This window comes from Conexibacter stalactiti, assembly GCF_033542075.1.
Taxonomy (GTDB): domain Bacteria; phylum Actinomycetota; class Thermoleophilia; order Solirubrobacterales; family Solirubrobacteraceae; genus Conexibacter; species Conexibacter stalactiti.
Genome location: NZ_JAWSTH010000028.1, coordinates 21,620 through 43,165 on the forward strand (window position 1 = coordinate 21,620; position 21,546 = coordinate 43,165).

The following is a 21,546-nucleotide window of genomic DNA, read 5'->3' on the forward strand; positions in this document are numbered from 1 at the left end:
GCGGGGGAGGCGTCCGCCTCCTGCCGCAGAATACGAACAGATGATCGTCTTGGGCATCGACCCCGGCACCGCCAACACGGGTTACGGCGTCGTCGCCAGCCGGCGCGGACGCACCGTCGCGCTCGACGGCGGCGTGATCGAGACGGCGGCCGGCCTGCCGCTGGAGCGCCGCCTCGCCGCGATTCACGCGCGCGTCTGCGAGCTGATCGCCGAGCACGCGCCGGCGGCGCTCGCGATCGAGGACCTCTACTTCGGCGCCAACGCGAGGTCGGCGATGGCGGTCGGCCAGGCGCGCGGCGTCGTGCTGCTGGCCGCGGGCCAGCACGATCTGCCGTGCAGCTCCTACACGCCGCAGCAGATCAAGAACGCCGTCTGCGGCAACGGGCGCGCCGAGAAGCTGCAGGTCCAGCAGATGGTCCAGCGCCTGCTGGCGCTGACCGAGCTGCCGCGCCCTGACCATGCCGCCGACGCGCTCGCGGTCGCGATCTGCCACACCAACCGCGCGCCGCTCGCCGCCGCGCTGGTGACCGCGTGATCGCGCTCGTCCGCGGGGAGGTGGCCGGCCGCCGCCCGTCGCCGCCGAGCGGGGGCGACGTCGTCGTCGACGTGCAGGGGGTCGGCTACCGCCTGGCCGTCTCCAGCGAGACGCTCAAGCAGGTGCCGGCGGCCGGCAAGTCGGTCACGCTCCACAGCCACCTGATCGTGCGCGACGACGCGCTGCAGCTGTACGGCTTCGCGACCGAGGAGGAGCGCGACCTCTTCCTGATGCTGCTCGGCGTCCAGTCGGTCGGCCCGAAGGTCGCGCTGGCGGTGCTGTCGGGCGGCACGCCGCGCGAGCTGCTCTCCGCGCTCGCCGGCGGCGACGCGAAGCGCTTCCAGGCCGTTCCTGGGATCGGCAGACGGACGGCCGAGCGGATCATCGTCGAGCTGCGCGAGAAGGCCGGCGTGACGCTGCCCGAGGACGCGATATCGGTGACCGCCTCCGACGACCCGCGCACGCTCGCGCGCGAAGGGCTCGTCGGGCTCGGCTTCTCGCCAGAGGAGGCCGAGAGGCTGCTCGCCAGAGCCCCGGGCGAGACTCCTGAAGAGCTGATCGCCCACGCGCTGCGGACCTCGCGCAGATGAGCGGCGGGCGGATCCAGACGCCGGGCGCGCTGCCCGAGGAGGACGAGGCCGAGACGACGCTGCGCCCGCGGCGGCTGGACGACTTCGTCGGGCAGGAGGCGGTGCGCGAGCAGCTGGCGGTCTCGATCGAGGCGGCCTCGGCGCGCGGCGACGCGCTCGACCACGTGCTGCTCGCGGGCCCGCCCGGGCTCGGCAAGACGTCGCTGGCGCAGATCGTCGCCGAGGAGCTGGGCGTGCCCTTCATACAGACGGCCGGTCCGGCGCTGGAGCGCAAGGGCGACGTCGCCGCCTTCCTGACGGCGCTTGAGCCGCGCGCGGTCTTCTTCGTCGACGAGATCCACCGGCTGCCGCGGGCGCTGGAGGAGACCTTCTACCCGGCGATGGAGGACGGCCAGCTGCCGATCACCGTCGGCCAGGGCGCGGGCGCGCGCGTGGTCACGCTCGACCTGCCGAAGTTCACGCTGGTGGGCGCGACGACCCGTGCCGGGCTGCTGAGCACGCCGCTGCGCGACCGCTTCGGGATCCAGCACCGCCTCGAGCACTATGGTCCCGACGACCTCGGCCGGATCGTGACTCGCTCCGCGTCGTTGCTGGGGATCGAGATCGAGCCGGCCGGCGCGCGCGCGATCGCCGCCCGCAGCCGCGGCACGCCGCGCGTCGCCAACCGTCTGCTCAAGCGCGTGCGCGACTACGCCGAGGTGCGCGGCGACGGCGTCGTGACCGAGGCGATCTCGGCCCACGCGCTCGACCTGCTGCAGGTCGACCACGAAGGCCTCGACCGGCTCGACCGCGAGCTGCTGCGCGCGATCTGCGAGATGTTCGGCGGCGGCCCGGTCGGCCTCTCGACGCTCGCCGTCGCGGTCGGCGAGGAGCAGGACACCGTCGAGGACGTCTACGAGCCGTACCTGCTCCAGCGTGGCCTGATCGAGCGCACCCCGCGCGGCCGCGTCGCGACCCGCCGAGCGTGGACGCATCTCGGCATCGAGCCACCCGCCGACGCCGTCAAGCTGTTCTGACAACAACTTCTGCGCGACGTGCGCGAACGCCGGATCGGCCGCCATGCGCCGAACTTCGGATTCGTGCCTGTCGCGCTTTAGGTCGCCTTGAACGGTTCCCAACCCGCGCTTCAGTCCGACCCACGTATCCTAGGCACGCGATGGCCCATCTCTTCATCTGCCCGAACTGCGGGAACCGCACCTCGGAGAGCGATCGAAATGCTGGCTTCACACGCGTCCCGAAGGGGTGCGCGAAGTGCGGCTTCGGCTTTCTCTTCGAGCTGCTGGACGACTACTACCCGGCGCCGAACGCCGCCTTCTTCGTCTGCGACCGCGAGGGTCGCGTGATCGGCTGCGGGCGCGGCTCCTTCGAGCTCACCGGGCTCGACGACGAGAGGGTCATCGGCCGCTCGGTGCGCGAAGTGCTCGGCCTCGACTTTCCCAACGGCGACGATCCCGTCGGCACGGTCCTCGAATGGGGCGTGCGCGCTCTAGGGAGACCGGTCACCGTCAACGCGGAGGGCGACCTCCCCGCGCAAGCTGTTGCCGACTTGTTTCCCGCCTACGACGACGACGGCGGCTTGCTGCTCGTGCTCACTCCCTCCAAGTAGCATCACCGACCAATGAACGAACGTCGCCGCACTGGCCTCATCCTTCTCCTCGTCATCGGGCTGCTCGCAGCTTCGGGCATCGTCATCGCGACGAAGGACACCAAGCTCGGCCTCGACCTCGAAGGCGGCGTCGAGCTCGTCTACCAGGGCGAGCCGACCCCGCAGGTCCCGAGAGTGACCGCAGAGGCGGTCGACCGCGCGGTCGAGATCATCCGCGACCGTGTCGACCAGCTCGGCGTCGGCGAGCCGGAGATCGTGCGCGCAGGCAGTGACCAGATCTCTGTCGGCCTTCCCTCGGTGCAGGACATCGAGCGCGCGAAGGCCCAGGTCGGCACGCCGGCGCAGCTCTACTTCTACGACTGGGAAGAGAACGTCCTCGGGCCCGACGGCAGATTCGTCGCCCCGCAGCTCGCCTCCCAGGAGCCGACGGCGACCGGCATCAGCCAGGCCGGTGGCGACGCATCGCGCGGCCAGACGCTGCTCGACGCCGTCAGACTCGCGTCGAGACAGAGAGCGTCGACGGACTCCAGAGGCGGCTCCCGCGAGGGCTCGGCGTACTACGCCTTCGACAGAGACGGCAGATACCTCGCCGGTCCGGAGAAGACCGAGAGAGACCTCGTCTCCGCGATCGACAGCAGAGCGACGTCGCTCCCGGCCGGCACCCAGGTGTTCGAGGTGCCGCAGGGCTGGGTCGTGCTGCAGGCCGTCACGCGCGGCGCCGGCGAGAGAATCGAGATCGACGACCCCGCCGCGCGCTTCTACGTGCTGCGCGACAACGTCGCCCTCTCCGGCAACGACATCAAGGACCCGGCGCAGGGCTTCAACCAGTCGCAGCAGCCGGACGTCGAGTTCAGATTCACCAACAGAGGCAAGGACGCGTTCCAGAGAGTCACGCGCGAGATCTCGCAGCGCGGCCAGAGCCTGGCGCTTCCCGGCACGACCTCGGCGACGGTCGCCCAGCACTTCGCCGTCGCGCTCGACGGCAAGCTGATCTCGGTCGCATCGATCGATCCGCAGCGCCTCCCCGACGGCATCGACGGCGAGAACGGCGCGATCATCGAGGGCGGCTTCACGATCCAGTCCGCACAGGACCTCGCCAACCTGCTGAAGCTCGGCGCGCTCCCGATCGGCCTCGAGCTGATCTCGCAGTCGCAGGTCTCCGCGACGCTCGGCAAGCAGGCGCTCAACGAGGGCCTGCTGGCGGGCGCCGTCGGCCTCGCGCTCGTCGCGCTGTTCCTCGTCGCCTTCTACCGCATCCTCGGCGTGATCGCGACGGTCGCGCTCCTGATCTACGGCGTCTACTTCTACGCGCTGATCAAGCTCGTCCCGATCACGATGACGCTGCCCGGCATCGCCGGCACGATCCTCACGATCGGCGTCGCGGCGGACGCGAACATCGTCATCTTCGAACGCGTGAAAGAGGAGGTACGGGCCGGGCGGTCCGTGCCGGCCGCGATCTCCGTCGGCTACCGCAAGGGCCTGACGGCGATCATCGACGCCAACGTGGTGACGGTGATGGTCGCGTTCATCCTCTTCATGCTGGCGACCGCCGGCGTCAAGGGCTTCGCCTTCACGCTCGGCGTCGGCACGCTCGTCTCGCTCTTCACCGCGGTCCTCGCGACCCAGGCGATACTCACGACGATGGGCAAGACGAGACTGCTCGCGCGCCCATCCGCCCTCGGTGCCGGCGGCGAGGGCCACAGATGGAACGCCGACTTCATGGGGCTTTCCAGATGGTTCTTCTCGCTGTCGGGAATCATCCTCCTGATCTGCGCCCTGGCGATCGGGTCGAAGGGGATCAACTTCGGCATCGACTTCACCTCCGGCACGCGCGTCACCACCAACCTGGTGCAGCCCGCCGACGAGAGCGAGGTGCGCGCCACGCTCGAGTCCGTCGGCGCCTCCGACGCGAAGATCCAGAGAGTTCAGAACGAGGCGCTCGGGCCGAACGTGGTCCAGATCTCGACCGAGCAGCTGGAGCCGACGCAGGTGCAGGAGCTGAGAACGGCGCTGGAGAGAGACTTCGGCGGCGTCACCAACTTCACCAGCTCGTCGGTCGGGCCGAGCTTCGGCGAGACGATCGCCAACAACGCGATCGTCGCGATCATCGCGTCGCTGTTCGTGATCTCCGCCTACATCGCGCTCCGTTTCCAGTGGAGATTCGCGGTGCCGGTCCTGATCGCCGTGGCGCACGACATCCTGATCGTGAGCGGCATCTACGCGTTGACGGGCCGGGAGGTGACGGCGTCGACGGTCGCGGCGCTCTTGACGGTCTTGGGCTACTCGCTCTACGACACGATCATCGTCTTCGACCGAATCCGCGAGAACATGCCGCGCATGCCGCGAGCCGCCTTCTCGCAGATCGTCAACCGCTCGATGTCCGAGGTGCTGACGCGTTCGCTGGTCACCTCGCTGTCGACCGGCATCCCGATCCTGGCGCTGATGATCTTCGGCGGCGAGACGCTGCAGGACTTCGCCTTCGCGTTGCTCGTCGGCGTGCTCTCCGGCGCGTACTCGTCGGTCTTCATCGCCGGTCCGGTGCTGTGGCACTGGAAGGAGCGCGAGCAGGTCTACACGACGCGTCGTCGTCGCATCAAGGCCGAGAACGGCGGGATCGTGCCGCCGTACGCGCTCGCGACCTCCGGCGCGCCGGTAGACGTCGAGCCGGAGCGCAAGGTGCGCAGACGCGGTCGCCTGACGGCGCCCGACGATCCGGAGCGCGGCGTCAGCGCCGACGAGTTCGAAGAGATGAAGCGCGACATCGACGTCGAGGACGGCGCGGCGGCGGTCACCCGCCCGCCACGCCGCGCCCGCACGGCGACGGCCTCACCGCCGCCCCCGCCGCCGCCGGCGCGCGATCCCGACGGTCGCGCACCCGACGAACCTGAGAACGATGGCATGGTGAACGAGCCGAGAAGACCGGCACCACCGCGCCGCCGCCGCCATGGGAGGCCGCGCTGATGGGCATGCTCGTGTGGGTCATGATCGGACTTGCGATCTGGCACTTCACCATCTTCCTGCCGGACCACTACTGGGGCGGGATCGTCGGAGCATTCCTGGCGGCGATGATCGGGGCCTCGCTGTTCGGCCTGATCGTCAACGGCTTCAGCGTGCCCGGCAACGACGACGTCTCGATCCTGACGGCCGCCGAGGGCATCCCCGGCGCGCTGATCGGCCTCGGCCTCTGCTATTTCGAGGGGCTGCGGCGCGAGAGAAAGGCCGGCTGGAGCCCTGTGGACGCGTAACGCGCCCGCATGAATCTGAAGCTGGATCGACGCGCCCCTACAAGGGGCGCGTCGTCGTTTCAGGGCTAGAAGAACTCCGGCGTCCACGGCAGCCGCGGGACGCGCAGGGCGGCGTCGAAGCGGTCGAGCGCGCCGGGCGTCAGTTCGACGACGCGGCCGGCGTCCGCGAGGATCGTCACCGTCGTGCCGCCGAGGTAGGCGGCGCCCAGCGCGGCGACGTCGAGCGCGAGGTCGGCGGCGCCGTCACCCCGCGCGCAGCGTGACGTGCCGTCGGCGCTGACCTGCAGCCGCCAGCGCCCGGCGTTGAGCGGCAGGCGCGCGTCGGCGACCTCCAGCGTCAGGTCGAGCGAGCCGTGCCAGGCACGCGCCTCCAATGCGACCGGCAGGTCGAGCAGCCGCAGCCACAGCGCGTCGGGCCACGCCGGCTCGACCGGCCACGGCTGGCGGAAGTCGGCGTAGCGGTACGGCAGCGGATCGTCGAGCGGCCGGTCGAAGGCGTCGATCCGCGAGACGAGGTCGATGCTGCCGAGATAGCCCCACAGCGCCGCCTCGGCCTCCGGATCGGGCGCGATCAGCTCCAGCGCCTCGAGCACGGGATCGGTGTGGGGCCCGCCGCCCCTGGCGCGGTAGATCGCATAGCCCTGCGGCGCGCCTGCGTCGTCGCGCACGAGCGCGAGCCGTTTCGGCATCGCGCCATGACGCTCCTCCTCGAAGTCGGTGAGGATTCGGCGCGTCCACCACGCTCGCGTGCGCGCCGGGATCCCCGGCCGCCGCGCCCGCAGCCGCTCCCACAGCGGGTCGAGCAGGTCGGCGGCGCCGTCAAGCGGCAGCAGCTCGATCGTGTGGGCGGACGTCGACGCGTGCGCGGGCGCCGAAGCGTGGGCGGGCGCCGCGCGGTCAGGCGCGCTCGCGGCGTCAAACCGCGGCCGCGGCGCGGCGGCGCCGCCGGGCAGCGAGAGGCGCTGGCGACGCGAGGCGACGCCGTAGCCGAAGCGCTCGTAGATCCCGCCCTCGGCGGCCCACAGCGACGCGAGCGGCTCGCCGGCGGCCTGCGCCTGCTCGATCAGCTCGGCCATCATCCGCGTGAGGATCCCGCGGCGGCGATGGGTCGGCCGCACCGTCACGACGGTCACGCCGGCACATGGCAGCTCGCCGCCGGGGATCGACAGCCGCTGCGCGTAGGCGCCCGAGGTGCCGACCAGCTGAGGCCCGTCGAACGCCGCGACGGTGCGGTCGAGGTCGAGCAGCGCGCGCCATCTGTCGCGCTTGGCCGCGGTCGAGGTCTCGTGGAAGGCGAGGTCGAGGTTGTCGGCGAAGGCGTCGAACTCTGCCGGCGCCAGCGGGCGGTAGTCGATCGGTGTCGGGGGCACGGGAGTCAGGCTAGAAGGTCGCGAGCGTTGCGGCGCCCGCCGCCCGCTGCCGCCGGCGCCAGCCGTGAAGCGGTCCGTCGGGGGTGCGCCGTAGCCTGGGTGTCCGTGTCCGCCACGCTGCCACCGCTCGCCGCTTCACCCGTCTCGCCCGAGCTGGCCCCCGACGCGACCCCGTGCGCCCCGCCGGAGCGCCGGATCGCGCTCGCGCCGTGCGACGTCGCGGCGGTCGAGGCGCTGCGGATGGCGCTGCGCTGCAGCCGCACCCTCGCGCAGGTGCTGGTGCGGCGCGGCTACGCCGACCCCGAGGCGGCACGCGCCTTCCTCGCCGCCGAGGAGCAGCATCCCTTCAGCGCCTTCGCGGGGATCGACGTCGCCGTCGAGACGATCATGCGCCACGTGCGGGCCGGCACCCGCATCACGATCCACGGCGACTACGACGTCGACGGGGTCGCCTCGACCGCGATCCTGCTGCGTGCGCTGCGGCGGCTCGGCGCCGACGTCGACTGGTTCCTGCCGAGCCGGATCGACGATGGCTACGGGCTCTCGCCGGGGACGGTCGACCGGCTCGCCGCGCGCGGGACGAGACTGCTGGTGACGGTCGACTGCGCGATCACCGCGGTCGCGGAGGTCGCGGCGGCGCGGGCCGCCGGGCTCGACGTCGTCGTCACCGACCATCATCAGCCGCGCGCCGACGGCAGGCTGCCGGACGCGCCGATCGTCCACCCGGGGATCTGCTCGTATCCGTTCCCCGACCTCTGCGCCGGCGGCGTCGCCTACAAGCTCGCGCAGGCGCTCTACGCCGCGGCCGGGCAGGATCCGGCGGCCGCCGACGACGACCTCGACCTCGTCGCGCTTGCGACGGTCGCCGACCTCGTGCCGCTGCGGGGCGAGAACCGCCGCCTCGTGCGCGCCGGCCTGCGCGCGCTCGCCTCGACCGGCAAGGTCGGCCTGCGCGCGCTGATGAAGGTCGCCAGAGTCGACCCCAGCGGCCTCGACGCCGGCGCTGTCGGCTATCGGCTCGCGCCCCGCATCAACGCCGCCGGCCGCCTCTACCGCGCCGACGCCGGCGTCGAGCTGCTGCTGACCGAGGACCCTGACCGCGCCGCCTCGATCGCCGAGGAGCTCGACCGCGCCAACGCCGAGCGGCGCATGACCGAGCAGCGGATCCTGTGGGAGGCCGAGGCGCAGGTGCGCGAGCTGGGCGAGCGGCCGGCGTATGTGCTGGCCGGCGAGGGCTGGCATCCCGGTGTGATCGGGATCGTCGCCTCCAGAGTCGTCGAGAGAACCAACCGCCCCGCGCTGCTGATCGCGCTCGACCCGGACAGTGGCAGAGGGACCGGCTCGGGCCGCTCGATCCCGCGTTTCGACCTGCTCGGCGCGCTGCACGCCGCCGCGCCGCTGCTGGAGCGCTACGGCGGCCACCGCGCCGCCGCGGGCGTCACGATCGGCGCCGACAGGGTGGAGGAGCTGCGCGCCGCCTTCGAGGCGCACGCGGCGACCCACCTCAGCGCCGAGGACCTGATCCCCGTCGAGCGCGTCGACGCCGTCGTCGGCGGCAGGGCGCTCGGGCTCGCGCTCGCCGACGAGCTGGCGCGGCTGGAGCCGACCGGGATGGGCAACCCGAAGGTCAACCTGCTCGTGCCCGGCGCCGAGTTCGGCGAGCTGCGGCCGATGGGGCAGGAGGGCAGACATGCCCGCTTCAGCGTCAGCGCCGGCGGCGCCCGCTGCCGCGCGGTCGCGTTCGGCTGCGAAGGCAGGCTCCCGGTGCCGGAGCAGACGCCGTCCGACGCGACCTTCCGGCTGGAGCGCAACGAGTGGAACGGGGCCGTCGAGCCGCGGCTGCTGCTGCGCCACGCCTCCGTTCCCGAACGGGAGCCGATCGTCGTGCTCGCTGCGGCGCCGGTCGATCCGACGGCGTGGCTCGCCGCGACGCTGACGGAGCTCGAGCGCCTGCGCGGCCCGCGCGCCACGGAGCCGCCGGAGGCGCCGTCGCCGTTCTCCTACGGCCTCGTCGCCGACCGCCGCGGCGAGAGCGGCCTGGCGGTCGTCAGCGACCTCGTCGCCGGCGGGGCCGCCGTGCTCGCGGTCTGTGCCGACGTGCCCCGCCGGCTGGAGGCGCTGGCCGCCCGCGCCGGCGGTTTCTCGCTCGTCTCGCACGCCGACCTGGAGCGCGCTCCGGAGCTGGGACAGGGCTTCGATCACGTCGTCGTGCTCGACCCGCCGGCGTCCCGGCTGCAGGACGCGCGCATGCGCGCCAGCAGCCTCCAGGGGGCGAAATCGTGGACGCATCTGACGTGGTCCGACGCTGAGCTACGATTTGCGGTGCAGATCCATGAGTCGGAGTACGGCATCCGTGCTGCGCTCGTGCCGCTCTACCGGGCCCTTCGGGACCGCGGGGGAGTGGCCGGCGAGGAGTTCGGGCGCCTGCTTCGCGGGGATGGGCACGGCCGTTCGGTGCAGTCAGCCGCTCGGCTGGTGACGATCCTCGAGGAGCTGGAGCTCGTCAGCCTCGACCGGGAGCTGCAGGCCCTTGCGGTCGTGAGCGGTGAGCGCACAGAGCTCGAACGTTCCGCGACCTTCCGGGCCGCCACAGCGCGATACGAGGACGGCCAGCGATTTCTGCTCGAGACGGCAACGACACCAACGGACGGACCACCGCCCGCCTGACGCGGGCAAACGGCCGCGCCAACGGCGAGGCCGCGGTCGCCCATGCCGAGACCGAGGTCGGCGGCGGTCGCATGCCCGTCGACGGCGTCGATCATCCGATCGTGCCGAGCCCGGTCGACGCGGCCGGCCTCTCCGCCTCCGAGCGCGAGCTGCTCGGCGACCTCTTCGCGATCGTCGAGGAGCACGCCGCCGAGAGCCCGCTGGAGATCGACCGCGCGCAGGTCGAGCGAGCGTTCGTCTACGCCTGCGAGCACCACGCCGACCAGCGGCGCAAGTCGGGCGAGGAGTTCATCATCCACCCCGTCGGGGTGGCGAAGATCTGCGCCGGGATGCGGCTCGACACCGAGACGCTGTGCGCGGCGCTGCTGCATGACACCGTCGAGGACACGAGCGCGTCGCTCGAGGACGTGCAGGAGAAGTTCGGCGAGGAGATCGCCGGGCTCGTCGACGGCGTCACGAAGCTGACGGGCCTGACCTTCCAGTCGCGCGACGAGGCACAGGCCGAGAACTACCGCAAGATGATGGTCGCGATGGCCTCGGACATCCGGGTCATCCTGATCAAGCTCGCCGATCGCCTGCACAACATGCGCACGATCGAGGCGATGTCGAAGCAGAAGCAGATCGAGAAGGCGAAGGAGACGCTCGACATCTACGCGCCGATCGCGCACCGCCTCGGCATCCACGCGATCAAGTGGGAGCTGGAGGACCTCGCGTTCGCGACGCTGCACCCGCGCAAGTACAACGAGATCAAGGGGCTGGTCAACCAGCAGCGGGCCGAGCGCGAGCGCTACGTCAACGAGGCCGGCGCCTTCGTCGCGCGCGAACTGGACGCGCTCGGCATCCACGCCGAGATCTCCGGGCGCGCGAAGCACTTCTACTCGATCTACTCGAAGATGACGAGAAAGGGTCGCGAGTTCAACGAGATCTACGACCTCACCGCCATGCGCGTGATCGTCGACTCGGTGAAGGACTGCTACGGCGCGGTCGGCGTCATCCACTCGCTCTGGAAGCCGCTGCCCGGCCGCTTCAAGGACTTCGTCGCGATGCCGAAGTTCAACATGTACCAGTCGCTGCACACGACCGTGATCGGGCCCGAGGGACGCCCGCTGGAGATCCAGATCCGCACGCGTGAGATGCACGACATGGCCGAGTTCGGCATCGCCGCGCACTGGATCTACAAGCAGGACCCGACCTCCAACGAGGGCGACGGCAAGCTCAAGTGGCTGCGCCGCCTGCTCGACTGGCAGCAGGAGATGTCGGACCCCAAGGAGTTCATGGACACCTTGAAGGTCGACCTCTTCGAGGACGAGGTGTTCGTCTTCACGCCGAAGGGCGAGGTCAAGTCGCTGGCGGCCGGCGCGACGCCGCTGGACTTCGCCTACGAGGTCCACACCGATGTCGGCCACCGCTGCGTCGGCGCGAAGGTCAACAACAAGATCGTCCCGCTCTCCTACGAGCTGCGCTCCGGCGACATCGTCGAGGTGCTGACCTCCAAGCGCGAGCGCGGCCCGTCGCGCGACTGGCTGGCGCTCGTCAAGACGACGCGCGCGCGCAACAAGATCAAGCAGTGGTTCAAGAGCGAGTCGCGCAAGGACACCGAGCACGCCGGCCGCGAGCTGCTGCAGGAGCACCTGAAGAAGCAGGGGCTGCCGGCCCAGCGGATCGTCGGATCGCCGCTGCTGGCGGACATCATCCGCGAGATGGGCTTCCGCAAGGGCGACGAGTTCTACATCGCCCTCGGTGCCGCGAAGGTCTCGCCGAGAACGGTCGTCAACAAGGTGATGCAGCGGCTGAAGCAGGGCGAGGCCGCCGAGGGCACGCCGACCGCCGCCGACGACCTGCTGAAGACCAACCCGCAGCGCGAGCGCCGCCCGACGACCTCATCGACCAGCTTCGGCATCTCCGTCGACGGCATCGGCGACGTGATGCTGCGGCTGGCGAAGTGCTGCCGCCCGGTCCCGGGCGACCAGATCGTCGGGTACGTCTCGCTCGGGCGCGGCATCACGATCCACCGCGAGGACTGTCCCAACGTGCAGGTCCTGCGCAAGGATCCCGACCGCTTCACGCCCGTCTCCTGGGACGGCGAGGCGGCGACGTCGTTCAAGGTGGAGATCCACATCGACGGCTGGGACCGGCACCGCCTCCTGGAAGACCTCGCGCGCACGTTCAGCGAGGCGGGCATCAACATCGTCGATGCGCGCTGCACGTCGAATCCGCCGATGATCCGCAACCGCTTCGTGATCGAGGTCGCCGACACCAAGACGCTCGACACGACGATCACGAAGCTGCGCAACATCGAGGCGGTCTTCGACGCCTACCGCGTCACCCCGGGCGCGGGCGCCTGAGCGGCGCCCGCACGGCGTCGTCTCAGGTTCCCATCCCTACGACCGCGGGGGCGAAGGCAAAGTTCGCCGTCAACTGCCCGGCGTCGAGGTTCGCTATTGGCAGCAGCGCACACGACGCGCCCACCAGGTTGCGAACGGTGAGCAGTAGCGGTATCGGTCTCACTAGCGAGGCGGGGAACTGTATGTTCGGCACGTTCACTAGCACTCTGTGCAACGGCTCCGCCGCGAAGACGTGATCGGCTAGCGGAATCCCGTTCATGTCGAACTGGCAGCCCAGAATCGACAGATGCAACCCGCCCATCGGCACGATCATGTCGAGCGTGAACGACCGGATGCGGAGGGCCCCCGAGTCTAGGTGGCGGAATATGCCGGACCATGCGACCGGTTGAGTGACCGCGATCGCGACTCCCATCACCTGACATCCGTTGAACACGGCGGTCCCAGCCGCGACGCTGAAGTTGCCGACCGGCGTTATCGCTGCCGGGAGCTGTATGGCCGCACAGGTCGCTATGTGCGGGCCGGTGGCGGTGTTGATCCGTATCGATGCGTTGTTGGCGGTCATCGTCGTCAACGGCGTGTTGATCGTGACCGGCTGCGCCCCGCTCGCTGCGGCTCCGGGGCTGCATGCCGCGAGCGCGCCCGCCGCAAGGCTTGCGGCGATCGCTGCGCGCACGTGTCTCATCGTCGAACTCCTTCGTCGAGGTCGTCCAGCGCACGGCTCAGCACGGGGACCTCGCATCCCCCTTTCCCGTCCCCGAAATCCAGAAGATTAGAGCATCATGAGAGGGGCGCGGCGCCGCTTCGCGGGCGCGCAACCGTGACCGTCCGGCCCGACCGCCCGCCGCGCTGCTCAGCGCGCGGCGTTCACGACTTCGAAGTCGCTGCCGCTGATGCGGTCGAGGGCATGCAGCTGGTCGTTGTCCCAGCCGGAGTGGGGCGCGCCGCTGACGTACCACGGCGAGCCGTTGTCGGCCAGCAGCAGGCCGTAGCGCTTCATCGCGACGGCGATCACGCGCGCCTGCGGCGGCAGGCCGCGCAGGCTGACCGAGCGCTTGAGCCGGACACGCAGGCCCATCGGCGGCAGCGCCGGATCGCTGGAGTCGGAGGCGAAGTGACGGGCGGGGGCGATGAAGCTGCTGCGCGTGCGCGGGGCGGTGAAGCGCAGCGCGTGCTCGATCGCGCCGGCGGCGACCTCCTCGTAGCGCGCCAGGCCGGGCAGGATCGGCAGCCCGGCGGCGTCGGCCGATGTCCAGCCGCGCGGCCGCTGCGCGTCGCCGCCGCGCAGGTCGAAGATCGCGCCCGAGCCGGCGCGCCAGCGGGCGCCGCCGGAGAGCGGATGGGAGTCGAAGGTCTCGTAGAGCTTGCAGGTCGAGCGGTCGACGACGAGCACGTGGCGGTCGCCGTCACCGCCGCGGCCGCCCTCGATCGGCGCTGACGGCGGGATCGGGTAAGGACCGCGGTCGGACTCGTCGCTGTAGCCGAAGCTCAGCGGGACGCGCTTCTGGCCGGCGCCGACGGTCGTCCACGGGATCCCGATCGGCGCGCCTTCCCAGCGGCCGGAGCCGAAGTCGGCGTGGAAGCCCGCGCTGAGGCCGATCGAGCGGATCAGCGTCGCCGAGTTCTTCGCGACGGGCGCTCTGTCGACGCGCTGGTTCCAGGCCGAGGAGGGTGACATCACGGGGCAACCGGCGATCGTCGGGGGAGCGGCGTTCGCGGGCGTCGCCGCTGCGCCGACGACGACGGCGGCGAGCGCGACGGGGAGGGGGACGCGCACCCTCAGGCGACGATCTGGAGGCCGTGGTGGTCGACGCCGAAGGTCGCCTCGGGCACGAAGCCGAGGTAGTCGCCGTCGACCTGGAGCGGCAGCTCGCGCTCGTCGCGCGAACGGATCGTCAGCTCCTCCACGCCGGAGAAGCCGCTCACGCGGCGGTGCTTGACGATCCGCGCGCTGGCCGACAGCGCGCGGAAGGTCACCGTCGGCATGTCGAGCAGGCTGGCGCGCTTCAGCACGACGCCAGCGAGCGTCCCGTCGTCGAGCTCGACCCCTTCGGCGAGCTCGATCGGCCGTCTGGCGAAGTAGGTGTACGGCATCGTGTTCTGCACCATCGCCGTGACGCCGTCGATCGTCTCGCCGCCGATCTCGGCGACGAGCTTGGGCGGCCGCACGACGTAGTCCTTCGTGAAGGCGCCGACGGCGGCGGAGGCGTAGAACCACGGGCCGAAGCGGGCCTTCAGCCGCGGGCGCGCGTCGACGCGGCGGGTGACGCTGGCGTCGAGGCCGATGCCGGCGGTGAAGAGGAAGCGGCGCTCGTTGACGATGCCGAGGTCGATCGGGCGCGGTCTCCAGTCGTCGGCGAGCCGCAGCATGTGCTCGGTCGCGTCGACGACGTCGTTCGGTATCCCGAGGATCCGCGCGAAGACGTTGGTCGAGCCGCCCGGCAGGCAGGTCAGCGGGGTGCCGGAGCCGGTCAGACCGTTGGCGGCCTCGTTGACGGTCCCGTCGCCGCCGAAGGCGCAGACGACGTCGTAGCCCTCCTGCGCGGCTTCGCGGCACAGCTCGGTCGCGTGACCGCGCGCCTCCGTCTCGACGGAGTCGACCTGGTAGCGGCCCTGGAGCGCGTAGACGACGAGGTGCTTGAGACGGTCGGACACCGTCGTCGCGTACGGGTTGACGATCACCAGCATGCGCTTGCTCGGCTTCGTCGACCCCATCGTTCCGGCAAGGCGCTCGAGCGCGTCGAAAGTGGTGGCGGTCACAGTTCTTTTGTACTCCGCCACGCGGTCGGTGTTACGCACGCGTGAAAGACGGTCGCGTCCGGACGGCGCGACGCGCGCGGACGCGCCAGCTCACAGCCAGTTGCGCTTGCGGAAGAAGGCGATCATGCCGCCGCCGACGCCGAGCATCACGCCGATCACGACCCAGAACGGCGCGATGTGACCCTCGCCGGGCACATGCACGTTCATGCCGAAGATCGAGGCGATCAGCGTCAGCGGCAGGAAGACGACGGAGAGCACGGTCAGGATCCGCAGGACGTCGTTGAGCTGGTGGGAGAGGACCGACTCGTTGGTCGCCTCGAGCGCCTCGACCGTCTCCTTGTAGGTCTCCAACATCTGCCAGACGCGCTCGGAGGCGTCGTTGATGTCGTCGAAGTAGACGTCCATGTCCTCGGCGAGGTAGCGCTGCTTGGTCCGCTCGAGGTCGCCGAAGACGGCGCGCTGCGGGCGCACGACCTTGCGGAAGTTGATGATCTCCTGCTTGACGTTGGAGATGTCGCGCACGACCTCCGACGAGTTGCCGGCGAAGATCTCGTCCTCGACCCGCTCCAGCTTGTTGCCCATCTTCGCCAGCATCGGGAAGCTCGCGTCGACGCAGGCGTCGATGATCTTGTAGAGCAGGTAGCCGGTGCCCTTGCCGAACCAGTTCTCGCGCAGCTCGTCGTTGGTGCGGACGCGCTCGAACAGGTACTCGACCGGCTGCAGCGGCTGGTTGGGCAGCGTGATCAGGAAGTCGGGCCCGACGAAGAGATCCAGCTCGGCCGCGTTCAGGCGGCCGACCTGCTTGTCGAAGCGCGGGAAGTACAGGACGATGAAGAGGTAGTCGTCGTACTCGTCGATCTTCGGCCGCTGGTTGCGCGAGGAGACGTCCTCGTAGTCGAGCGGGTGGAAGTCGAAGCGCTCCTCCAGCCACGCGCGGTGGCTCGGCTGCGGCTGCTCGATGTGGATCCAGCGGACGCCGGGGCCTTCGACGACCTCGGGCTGAGCGTTCTCGGGCTCAGCGGGCGGAAGCGAGACGGAGCCGCGACCGCGGGTCCCGCGCGTGAAGCGGGGCTTGGGCAAGCTCGGCATGACTTCGCGGCTCGTCGCCCATTGGTTCGCTGCTCGTCTCGCCCGGCATGCCGGTCATTCTACCCCTGTGCTGGCGATTTCCGGAATGTCGCGTTGCAGCTTCGTCACACGACTGCGTATACTTCCCCGGCACATAGCAGTACGCATCCAGAGGGGTGGAGGGTTATGGCCCGACGAAGCCCCGGCAACCCCCCGTAAGGGGAAGGTGCCAATTCCATCAGGCAAGCAACAAGCCTGGGAGATGTGGTTCGGCGGTTCTTCAGACCTCTGCCACGGAAACCCGGCGGAGGTTTTTCTATATGCCGCCAGAGTCATTGACATGCAAGGAATGCAAGGCCGTCTATCCGCTCGAGGCGAAGTACGTCTGTGAGCGTTGTTTCGGCCCGCTCGAGGTGGCTTACGCCGCCACGACCGACGTCGACGCCGAGGAGCTGCGTCGTCGCATACAGGCCGGGCCGCACTCGCTGTGGCGCTACCGCGACTTCCTGCCGTTGACGCAGGCGCCGCCGCGCGACACGCTGCCGGCCGGCTGGACGCCGCTGCTGCGCGCCGACCGGCTCGCCGAGCGCCTCGGCCTGCGCGAGGTCTGGATCAAGAACGACGCGGCCAACCCGACGCACTCGTTCAAGGACCGCGTCGTCGCCGTCGCGCTCGCACGCGCGAAGGAGCTGGGCTTCCAGACGATCGCGTGCGCCTCGACCGGCAACCTCGCGAACGCCGTCGCCGCCCACGCCGCGGCCGCCGGCCTCGACTCCTACGTGCTGATCCCGTCGAACCTCGAGGAGCAGAAGATCCTCGCGACCGGCGTCTACGGCACCCACCTGGTCGCGGTCAGAGGCAACTACGACGACGTCAACCGCCTCTGCACCGAGATCGCGGGCGAGCACGAGTGGGCGTTCGTGAACATCAACATGCGCCCGTACTACTCCGAGGGCTCCAAGACGATCGCGTACGAGATCGCCGAGCAGCTCGGCTGGGCGATCCCCGACCGGATCGTCGCGCCGATCGCCTCCGGCTCGCTCTTCACGAAGGTCGCCAAGGGCTTCGAGGAGTGGATCGAGCTCGGTCTCGTCAACGGCACCGTGCCGACGATGAACGGCGCCCAGGCCGCCGGCTGCTCACCGGTCGCGACGGCCTTCGCCGAGGGGACCGACATCTGCCGCCCGGTTAAGCCCGACACGATCGCCAAGTCGCTCGCGATCGGCAACCCGGCCGACGGCCCCTACGCCGTCGAGCTGGCGCGCCGCACCGGCGGTGGCGTCGACTCGGTCACCGACGACGAGATCCGCGCCGGCATCAAGCTGCTGGCCGAGACGACCGGCATCTTCACCGAGACGGCCGGCGGCGTCACGACGGCGGTGCTCGCGAAGCTCGCCGAGCGCGGCGACATCGACCCGGGCGAGAGAGTCGTCGCCGTCATCACCGGCGAAGGCCTGAAGACGCTCGACGTCGTGCGCGACACGTTCGAGACGTACGAGATCGACGCCACCTACGAGGCGTTCGAGGCGAAGGTCCCCGGCGCGGTGGCCGCCTGATGGCGATCACGGTCAAGATCCCGACGCAGCTGCGCGCCGCCACCGGCGGCGCGTCGACGGCCAGCGTCGACGGCTCGACGGTCGGCGAGGTGCTCGACGCGCTCTACGCCGAGTTCGGTGAGCTGCGCGAGCGGATCGCCGACGACGGCGGCCTGCGGCGCTTCGTCAACGTCTACATCGGCGGCGAGGACATCCGCTTCCTCGACGGCCTCGACACGTCGGTCTCCGACGGCGACGAGGTGACGATCCTGCCGGCGGTGGCCGGCGGCTGATCGACAGGTCACAGGAGTTTCGACGTGCCAGACGGCGGCCAATGGCCGCCGTTTTTCGTGGCTGAAGCTCCATTTTGCTGCGCAGTTCGACTGCAATATCGGAGTTCCGGGGAACATGGCGGTCAGTCAGTCAACCCTGACTATCAAGACATATCTTTTCTGGTCGATGATCGACGGAAAAGAAGGTTCATACGATCATCCGCTGGCCCTCGGGAGGGGCTGGGGATTGGGAGGTTCCCGGATGTTACGTTTCCCGCGCACGGCGGCAGGGGTTTCCGTTGCCGTGCTCGCCACGACCGCGATCGCCCCACCGGCGATCGCCGCAGCACAGGCACCGACGCCGCCGGACTCCGGGTACCAGACCCGGGGATTGCTCGACGACCTGCTCGGCACCGTCGGTGATCTGCTGGGCGGTCTGCTCGGCGCCAGAGAGCAGGATCAGCTGGCCGAATTGCTCGGGCTGCTGCAGGGCGGCGCGGCTCCGACCACTGAGCTGCTCAGACCGCTGACCGACATCCTCGACCAGCTCGGCGGCTCCTCGGGGCTGCCACTGCCGACGAGAGACCTCGTCGACCAGCTGACCGGCCTGCTGCAGAGCGGCAGAGCCGGCGAGCAGCTGGCGCCGGCGCTGCTGGCGCCGGTCGCCAACCTGCTGCGTCAACTGGCCGCGGCCGACGGTCTGCCCGACCCGGCCGAGTCGCTGCTCAACCAGCTCGCAGGCGTGCTCGACGGGGCGGGATCGGGGGCCGGGCTGCCGCTCGACGACCTCGACCTGCTGCCCGACGTGATCGACGGGCTCAACAGAGTCCTGACCGGGCTGACGAGCGGCAACGGCACGCCGACGGCCGACCTGCTCGCGCCGCTGATCCCGCTGCTCAGACAGGTCGCGGCGGCACCGCTGCCGGAGGCGCTGAGAGATCTCGTCAACCAGTTGATCGAGATGCTCGGGAACACCACGGGCGCGCTCGACCCGCTCCTCACGACGCAGATCAGCACCGTCCTCAGACTGGTCGGCAACACGCCGGGCGTCGACAGAGAGACGAGAACGATCATCGAGAGAACGACGACGATCCTCGACAGAGCGACCAGCGCGGGCGCCGGCGGCAGCGGCGGCGCGGGTGGCGGCGGCGGCTCCGGCGGCGGCACCTCCAACGGCAACGGCACCGGCGCCGGCGGCACGGGCGGCACCGGCCTCACCGTCAGACGTGCGGCGACGGCGAGAGACAAGGCCGTCATCAAACGCGTCGCGGTCAACAAGCAGAAGACGGTCGCCTCGGTGCGGATCGCCTGCCCGAGCAGCGCTCCGGCGGTCTGCTCCACGACGCTGCGCGCCGCGGTCGCGGGCAAGTCGTCGAAGGCCGCCACGACGCGGATCGGCCAGAGCAAGTCCAAGCTCGTCAAGCTGAAGCTGACGAAGAAGGCGACCAAGCAGCTGAAGAGACGCGGCGGCAGCGTCAGCGTCGTCGCCACGACGGCGTTCGGCACGCAGAAGTTCAGCGCGAAGGCGACGTTGAAGGTGAAGAAGGCGAAGGCGCGTCGCTGAGGCGGCCGCTCCCTTCGCGGGAGCTGCGGGCAGGCCGTCTCGTCTCACGGCGAGGCGGTCTGCGCGCCATCTTCGATCGACGCCCGCTCGCACCGACCCGGTCGCGACCCTACGATGCGCGGCAGCACGATGCTGTCGAACGAGGAGCACTGGATGCGCTGGAGGACCGTGGTCGCAGCATTCGCCGCCGTCTTGGTCGTGATGAGCGGGCTGGCCGTCGCGGCGCCGGCCGCGCGCAAGGCGCCGACGCTCGAGGTCAGACCGAGAGCCGCGGTGCGCGGCGGCAGAGTGGTCTTCTACGGCAGCGGCTTCCCGCCGCTGGTGCGCGTTTCGCTGCTCGCCGGTCTGCCCGAGACCGAGGCCGTCCGGATCGGCTCCGCGAGAACGAACGCTGACGGCAGCTTCGTCGCGCCGATCGCGATCGAGCGGGCGGTGGCGCCGGGGCGCTACGTCGCGCTCGCCTGCCGGCACAGATGCCGCATGAAGGCGACGGCCGCCTTCCGCGTCCGCTGACGCGCGCTCAGCGCGGCTCCAAACGGCGCGCGGGAGGGAGGCGCGCCGGCGGCGCGTCTACGCGTCGTCGTGCCGCTGGTCGGCGAGCGCGTGGGTCTGCGCGCTGGCGGAGGCAGCGGCGCGCGCGGCGGTGCGCGCCTCGCGGGCGGCCTCGCGCAAGGCGGTCCGCTCCTCGCGCGCGTGCACGATCAGCTGCTCGGCGGCCTCGCTGAGCGCCAGGTTGGCGCTGCTGAGCCGTTCGAGCTGCTCCGCGAGGCGGGCGAGCGGGTCGTCGGCGGGAGCGGGGGCGGCCATGCGCCTTCAGTCTCGCACGTGCCGCCCCCGCTGGCCAGCCGTCCGCGAGGGGGATGCGGACGGCAAGCGGGGGATCAACCCCCGGATACAAGGGCGGAACCCCGCTGTAGCGGGTATGATCCCCGTTGGAGCGAGTGGAATGCAACTGGCAACCCTTGCAGGGTTGTGCGGTGGCCGATTCGCTCCACAGAGAACGCCGCGCGCTCGCCGTCGCCGTGCGTGAGCTGCGCGCGCGAAAGGCGCTCAAGCAGGAGGAGGTCGGCGAGGCCGCAGGCCTCGGCCGCAACTACCTGACGACGCTGGAGAGCGGGCGCACCAATCCCTCCTTCGACGCGCTCGTGCGCCTCGCCCGCGGCCTCGGCGTGCCGCTGTCGGAGCTGATCCTGCTGTACGAGGAGCGGCTGCGCGACTGAGCCCCGTGCCGCGGCGCACGGTAAGCTGCGTGATCACGCGCCCGTAGCTCAGTGGATAGAGCGCTTGCCTCCGGAGCAAGAGGTCGCAGGTTCGAATCCTGCCGGGCGCGCTGACCGGAAGCCCCGCACTCGCGGGGCTTCCGCCTTTTCGGGGCGGTCAACTCGCGCGCAGGACCATGCGGAAGACGCGTTCGACGTGCGCCGGGTCGGCTGGCTCGCCGGCGATGACCTCTTTGTAGACGAAGGACTCGCTCAGACGGACGATGAGATACGCGAGGTCCGCGGTCGGGAGGGCGGGTGCGAAGCGCCCGGCAGAGATTTCGGCGTCGATCTCGCGCGTCCAGTACTCGGTGATGCGGGCGGCGGTTGGTCCCTCGGCGGTCGTGAGCACACGCAGCGCGAAGTCGGGCTCGGTGCGCAGCAGGTGCTGCATCGGTGGGAAGGCCATCAGCGCCTGGACGAGGTGGGTCGCCACGCTGACGAGCGCGTCCGCGCCCGTCCCCGTCGTCCGCTGCCGTTCTGCGCTCGCGGTGTCGATCGCGAGCCTGGCCATGACCTCGCCGAGGAGCGCCGCGCGGTTGCCGACCCAGCGGTAGAGCGTGACGCGGCTGACCCCGAGCTCCTCCGCGATCGACGTCATGTCGACCCGTTGCGAGCGCAGGAACGCGCGGCGTGCGGCACGGAACGCGTCGAGCGGCTCTGGTCCGGGCGGGTCTTGAGCGCCGTCGAGCACGCGCGTGAGTCGCGTCGTCGCAGGCCGTGTTACATTTCT

Annotated in this window: 20 protein-coding genes, 1 tRNA gene and 1 riboswitch; of the genes, 14 read left to right on the forward strand and 7 right to left on the reverse strand. The window is 70.6% G+C overall.

Going from position 1 to position 21,546, the window contains the following annotated elements; genetic code table 11:
* Positions 1-40 precede the first annotated feature (40 nt).
* From ruvC to R7226_RS12500, 6 genes are all read left to right on the forward strand, one after another.
* The gene (gene ruvC / locus R7226_RS12475) at positions 41-535 is read left to right on the forward strand and encodes a crossover junction endodeoxyribonuclease RuvC (RefSeq protein WP_318597492.1); all 495 of its coding nucleotides are present in this window, start codon (positions 41-43) and stop codon (positions 533-535) included.
* The gene (ruvA, locus tag R7226_RS12480) at positions 532-1,125 is read left to right on the forward strand and encodes a Holliday junction branch migration protein RuvA (RefSeq protein WP_318597493.1); all 594 of its coding nucleotides are present in this window, start codon (positions 532-534) and stop codon (positions 1,123-1,125) included. The genes ruvC and ruvA overlap by 4 nt, the downstream gene beginning before the upstream one ends.
* Positions 1,122-2,141: a Holliday junction branch migration DNA helicase RuvB gene (gene ruvB / locus R7226_RS12485; RefSeq protein WP_318597494.1), complete on the forward strand. Its 1,020-nt coding sequence runs from the start codon at positions 1,122-1,124 to the stop codon at positions 2,139-2,141. Before ruvA ends, ruvB begins: the two co-directional genes overlap by 4 nt.
* Positions 2,142-2,281: 140 nt before the next feature.
* On the forward strand, positions 2,282-2,731 hold the full coding sequence (locus tag R7226_RS12490; RefSeq protein WP_318597495.1) for a PAS domain-containing protein: 450 nt from the start codon (positions 2,282-2,284) through the stop codon (positions 2,729-2,731).
* A gap of 12 nt (positions 2,732-2,743) precedes the next feature.
* A complete protein-coding gene (gene secD, locus R7226_RS12495; RefSeq protein WP_318597496.1) occupies positions 2,744-5,692 on the forward strand; it encodes a protein translocase subunit SecD in 2,949 nt (982 codons plus the stop codon).
* A gap of 20 nt (positions 5,693-5,712) precedes the next feature.
* Positions 5,713-5,976 (forward strand): hypothetical protein, encoded by a 264-nt coding sequence (locus R7226_RS12500; protein WP_318597497.1) that lies wholly within the window; start codon positions 5,713-5,715, stop codon positions 5,974-5,976.
* Between the two features lie 65 nt (positions 5,977-6,041).
* On the opposite strand, the gene R7226_RS12505 is transcribed toward R7226_RS12500, so the two are convergent.
* Positions 6,042-7,346: a GNAT family N-acetyltransferase gene (locus tag R7226_RS12505; RefSeq protein ID WP_318597498.1), complete on the reverse strand. Its 1,305-nt coding sequence runs from the start codon at positions 7,344-7,346 to the stop codon at positions 6,042-6,044.
* A 105-nt stretch (positions 7,347-7,451) separates the two neighbouring features.
* Between R7226_RS12505 and recJ the strand changes: the two genes are divergently transcribed.
* The gene (recJ, locus tag R7226_RS12510) at positions 7,452-10,013 is read left to right on the forward strand and encodes a single-stranded-DNA-specific exonuclease RecJ (RefSeq protein WP_318597499.1); all 2,562 of its coding nucleotides are present in this window, start codon (positions 7,452-7,454) and stop codon (positions 10,011-10,013) included.
* Between the two features lie 71 nt (positions 10,014-10,084).
* Entirely contained in the window at positions 10,085-12,358 is a 2,274-nt protein-coding gene (locus tag R7226_RS12515; RefSeq protein WP_318597500.1) for a RelA/SpoT family protein, read from the forward strand.
* A gap of 22 nt (positions 12,359-12,380) precedes the next feature.
* Here the strand turns inward: R7226_RS12515 and R7226_RS12520 are convergent, their stop codons facing one another.
* The 4 genes from R7226_RS12520 to corA form a co-directional block, all read right to left on the reverse strand.
* Positions 12,381-13,040, reverse strand: coding sequence for a hypothetical protein (locus R7226_RS12520; RefSeq protein ID WP_318597501.1), 660 nt, complete (start codon positions 13,038-13,040; stop codon positions 12,381-12,383).
* 168 nt (positions 13,041-13,208) lie between these two features.
* The gene (locus tag R7226_RS12525; RefSeq protein WP_318597502.1) at positions 13,209-14,132 is read right to left on the reverse strand and encodes a hypothetical protein; all 924 of its coding nucleotides are present in this window, start codon (positions 14,130-14,132) and stop codon (positions 13,209-13,211) included.
* 2 nt (positions 14,133-14,134) lie between these two features.
* Complete coding sequence (locus R7226_RS12530; RefSeq protein ID WP_318597503.1) at positions 14,135-15,115, reverse strand: diacylglycerol/lipid kinase family protein; 981 nt, start codon at positions 15,113-15,115, stop codon at positions 14,135-14,137.
* Between the two features lie 90 nt (positions 15,116-15,205).
* Positions 15,206-16,204, reverse strand: a complete 999-nt coding sequence (corA, locus tag R7226_RS12535) for a magnesium/cobalt transporter CorA (protein WP_318597504.1) — start codon at positions 16,202-16,204, stop codon at positions 15,206-15,208.
* Positions 16,205-16,344: 140 nt separating this feature from the next.
* Positions 16,345-16,452, forward strand: a riboswitch (SAM riboswitch).
* 51 nt (positions 16,453-16,503) lie between these two features.
* Between corA and thrC the strand changes: the two genes are divergently transcribed.
* From thrC to R7226_RS12555, 4 genes are all read left to right on the forward strand, one after another.
* Positions 16,504-17,739 carry a threonine synthase gene (thrC, locus tag R7226_RS12540; RefSeq protein ID WP_404827824.1) on the forward strand — a complete coding sequence of 412 codons (1,236 nt, stop codon included), beginning with the start codon at positions 16,504-16,506 and terminating at the stop codon, positions 17,737-17,739.
* Complete coding sequence (locus R7226_RS12545) at positions 17,739-18,011, forward strand: ubiquitin-like small modifier protein 1 (protein WP_318597506.1); 273 nt, start codon at positions 17,739-17,741, stop codon at positions 18,009-18,011. The genes thrC and R7226_RS12545 overlap by 1 nt, the downstream gene beginning before the upstream one ends.
* Positions 18,012-18,294: 283 nt before the next feature.
* Positions 18,295-19,554: a hypothetical protein gene (locus R7226_RS12550; protein WP_318597507.1), complete on the forward strand. Its 1,260-nt coding sequence runs from the start codon at positions 18,295-18,297 to the stop codon at positions 19,552-19,554.
* A 114-nt stretch (positions 19,555-19,668) separates the two neighbouring features.
* Positions 19,669-20,067, forward strand: a complete 399-nt coding sequence (locus R7226_RS12555) for a hypothetical protein (RefSeq protein ID WP_318597508.1) — start codon at positions 19,669-19,671, stop codon at positions 20,065-20,067.
* 57 nt (positions 20,068-20,124) lie between these two features.
* On the opposite strand, the gene R7226_RS12560 is transcribed toward R7226_RS12555, so the two are convergent.
* The gene (locus tag R7226_RS12560) at positions 20,125-20,361 is read right to left on the reverse strand and encodes a hypothetical protein (RefSeq protein WP_318597509.1); all 237 of its coding nucleotides are present in this window, start codon (positions 20,359-20,361) and stop codon (positions 20,125-20,127) included.
* Between the two features lie 170 nt (positions 20,362-20,531).
* Between R7226_RS12560 and R7226_RS12565 the strand changes: the two genes are divergently transcribed.
* Both R7226_RS12565 and R7226_RS12570 read left to right on the forward strand, forming a co-directional pair.
* The gene (locus R7226_RS12565; protein WP_318597510.1) at positions 20,532-20,774 is read left to right on the forward strand and encodes a helix-turn-helix domain-containing protein; all 243 of its coding nucleotides are present in this window, start codon (positions 20,532-20,534) and stop codon (positions 20,772-20,774) included.
* 37 nt (positions 20,775-20,811) lie between these two features.
* Positions 20,812-20,884: transfer RNA gene (locus R7226_RS12570), tRNA-Arg, on the forward strand.
* A 47-nt stretch (positions 20,885-20,931) separates the two neighbouring features.
* Here R7226_RS12570 and R7226_RS12575 read toward each other — a convergent pair.
* Positions 20,932-21,507, reverse strand: coding sequence for a QsdR family transcriptional regulator (locus tag R7226_RS12575; RefSeq protein ID WP_318597511.1), 576 nt, complete (start codon positions 21,505-21,507; stop codon positions 20,932-20,934).
* Between the last annotated feature and the right edge of the window lie 39 nt (positions 21,508-21,546).

Bases quoted from the DNA above. Each gene is read 5' to 3' on its own strand.
- secD (WP_318597496.1), top strand. From the start codon at position 2,744: ATGAACGAACGTCGCCGCACTGGCCTCATCCTTCTCCTCGTCATCGGG.
- R7226_RS12500 (WP_318597497.1), top strand. From the start codon at position 5,713: ATGATCGGACTTGCGATCTGGCACTTCACCATCTTCCTGCCGGACCAC.
- R7226_RS12520 (WP_318597501.1), bottom strand. From the start codon at position 13,040: ATGAGACACGTGCGCGCAGCGATCGCCGCAAGCCTTGCGGCGGGCGCG.
- R7226_RS12555 (WP_318597508.1), top strand. From the start codon at position 19,669: ATGCGCGGCAGCACGATGCTGTCGAACGAGGAGCACTGGATGCGCTGG.
- R7226_RS12515 (WP_318597500.1), top strand. From the start codon at position 10,085: ATGCCCGTCGACGGCGTCGATCATCCGATCGTGCCGAGCCCGGTCGAC.
- R7226_RS12490 (WP_318597495.1), top strand. From the start codon at position 2,282: ATGGCCCATCTCTTCATCTGCCCGAACTGCGGGAACCGCACCTCGGAG.
- thrC (WP_404827824.1), top strand. From the start codon at position 16,504: ATGCCGCCAGAGTCATTGACATGCAAGGAATGCAAGGCCGTCTATCCG.
- ruvB (WP_318597494.1), top strand. From the start codon at position 1,122: ATGAGCGGCGGGCGGATCCAGACGCCGGGCGCGCTGCCCGAGGAGGAC.
- R7226_RS12545 (WP_318597506.1), top strand. From the start codon at position 17,739: ATGGCGATCACGGTCAAGATCCCGACGCAGCTGCGCGCCGCCACCGGC.
- ruvC (WP_318597492.1), top strand. From the start codon at position 41: ATGATCGTCTTGGGCATCGACCCCGGCACCGCCAACACGGGTTACGGC.
- R7226_RS12560 (WP_318597509.1), bottom strand. From the start codon at position 20,361: ATGGCCGCCCCCGCTCCCGCCGACGACCCGCTCGCCCGCCTCGCGGAG.
- corA (WP_318597504.1), bottom strand. From the start codon at position 16,204: ATGCCGAGCTTGCCCAAGCCCCGCTTCACGCGCGGGACCCGCGGTCGC.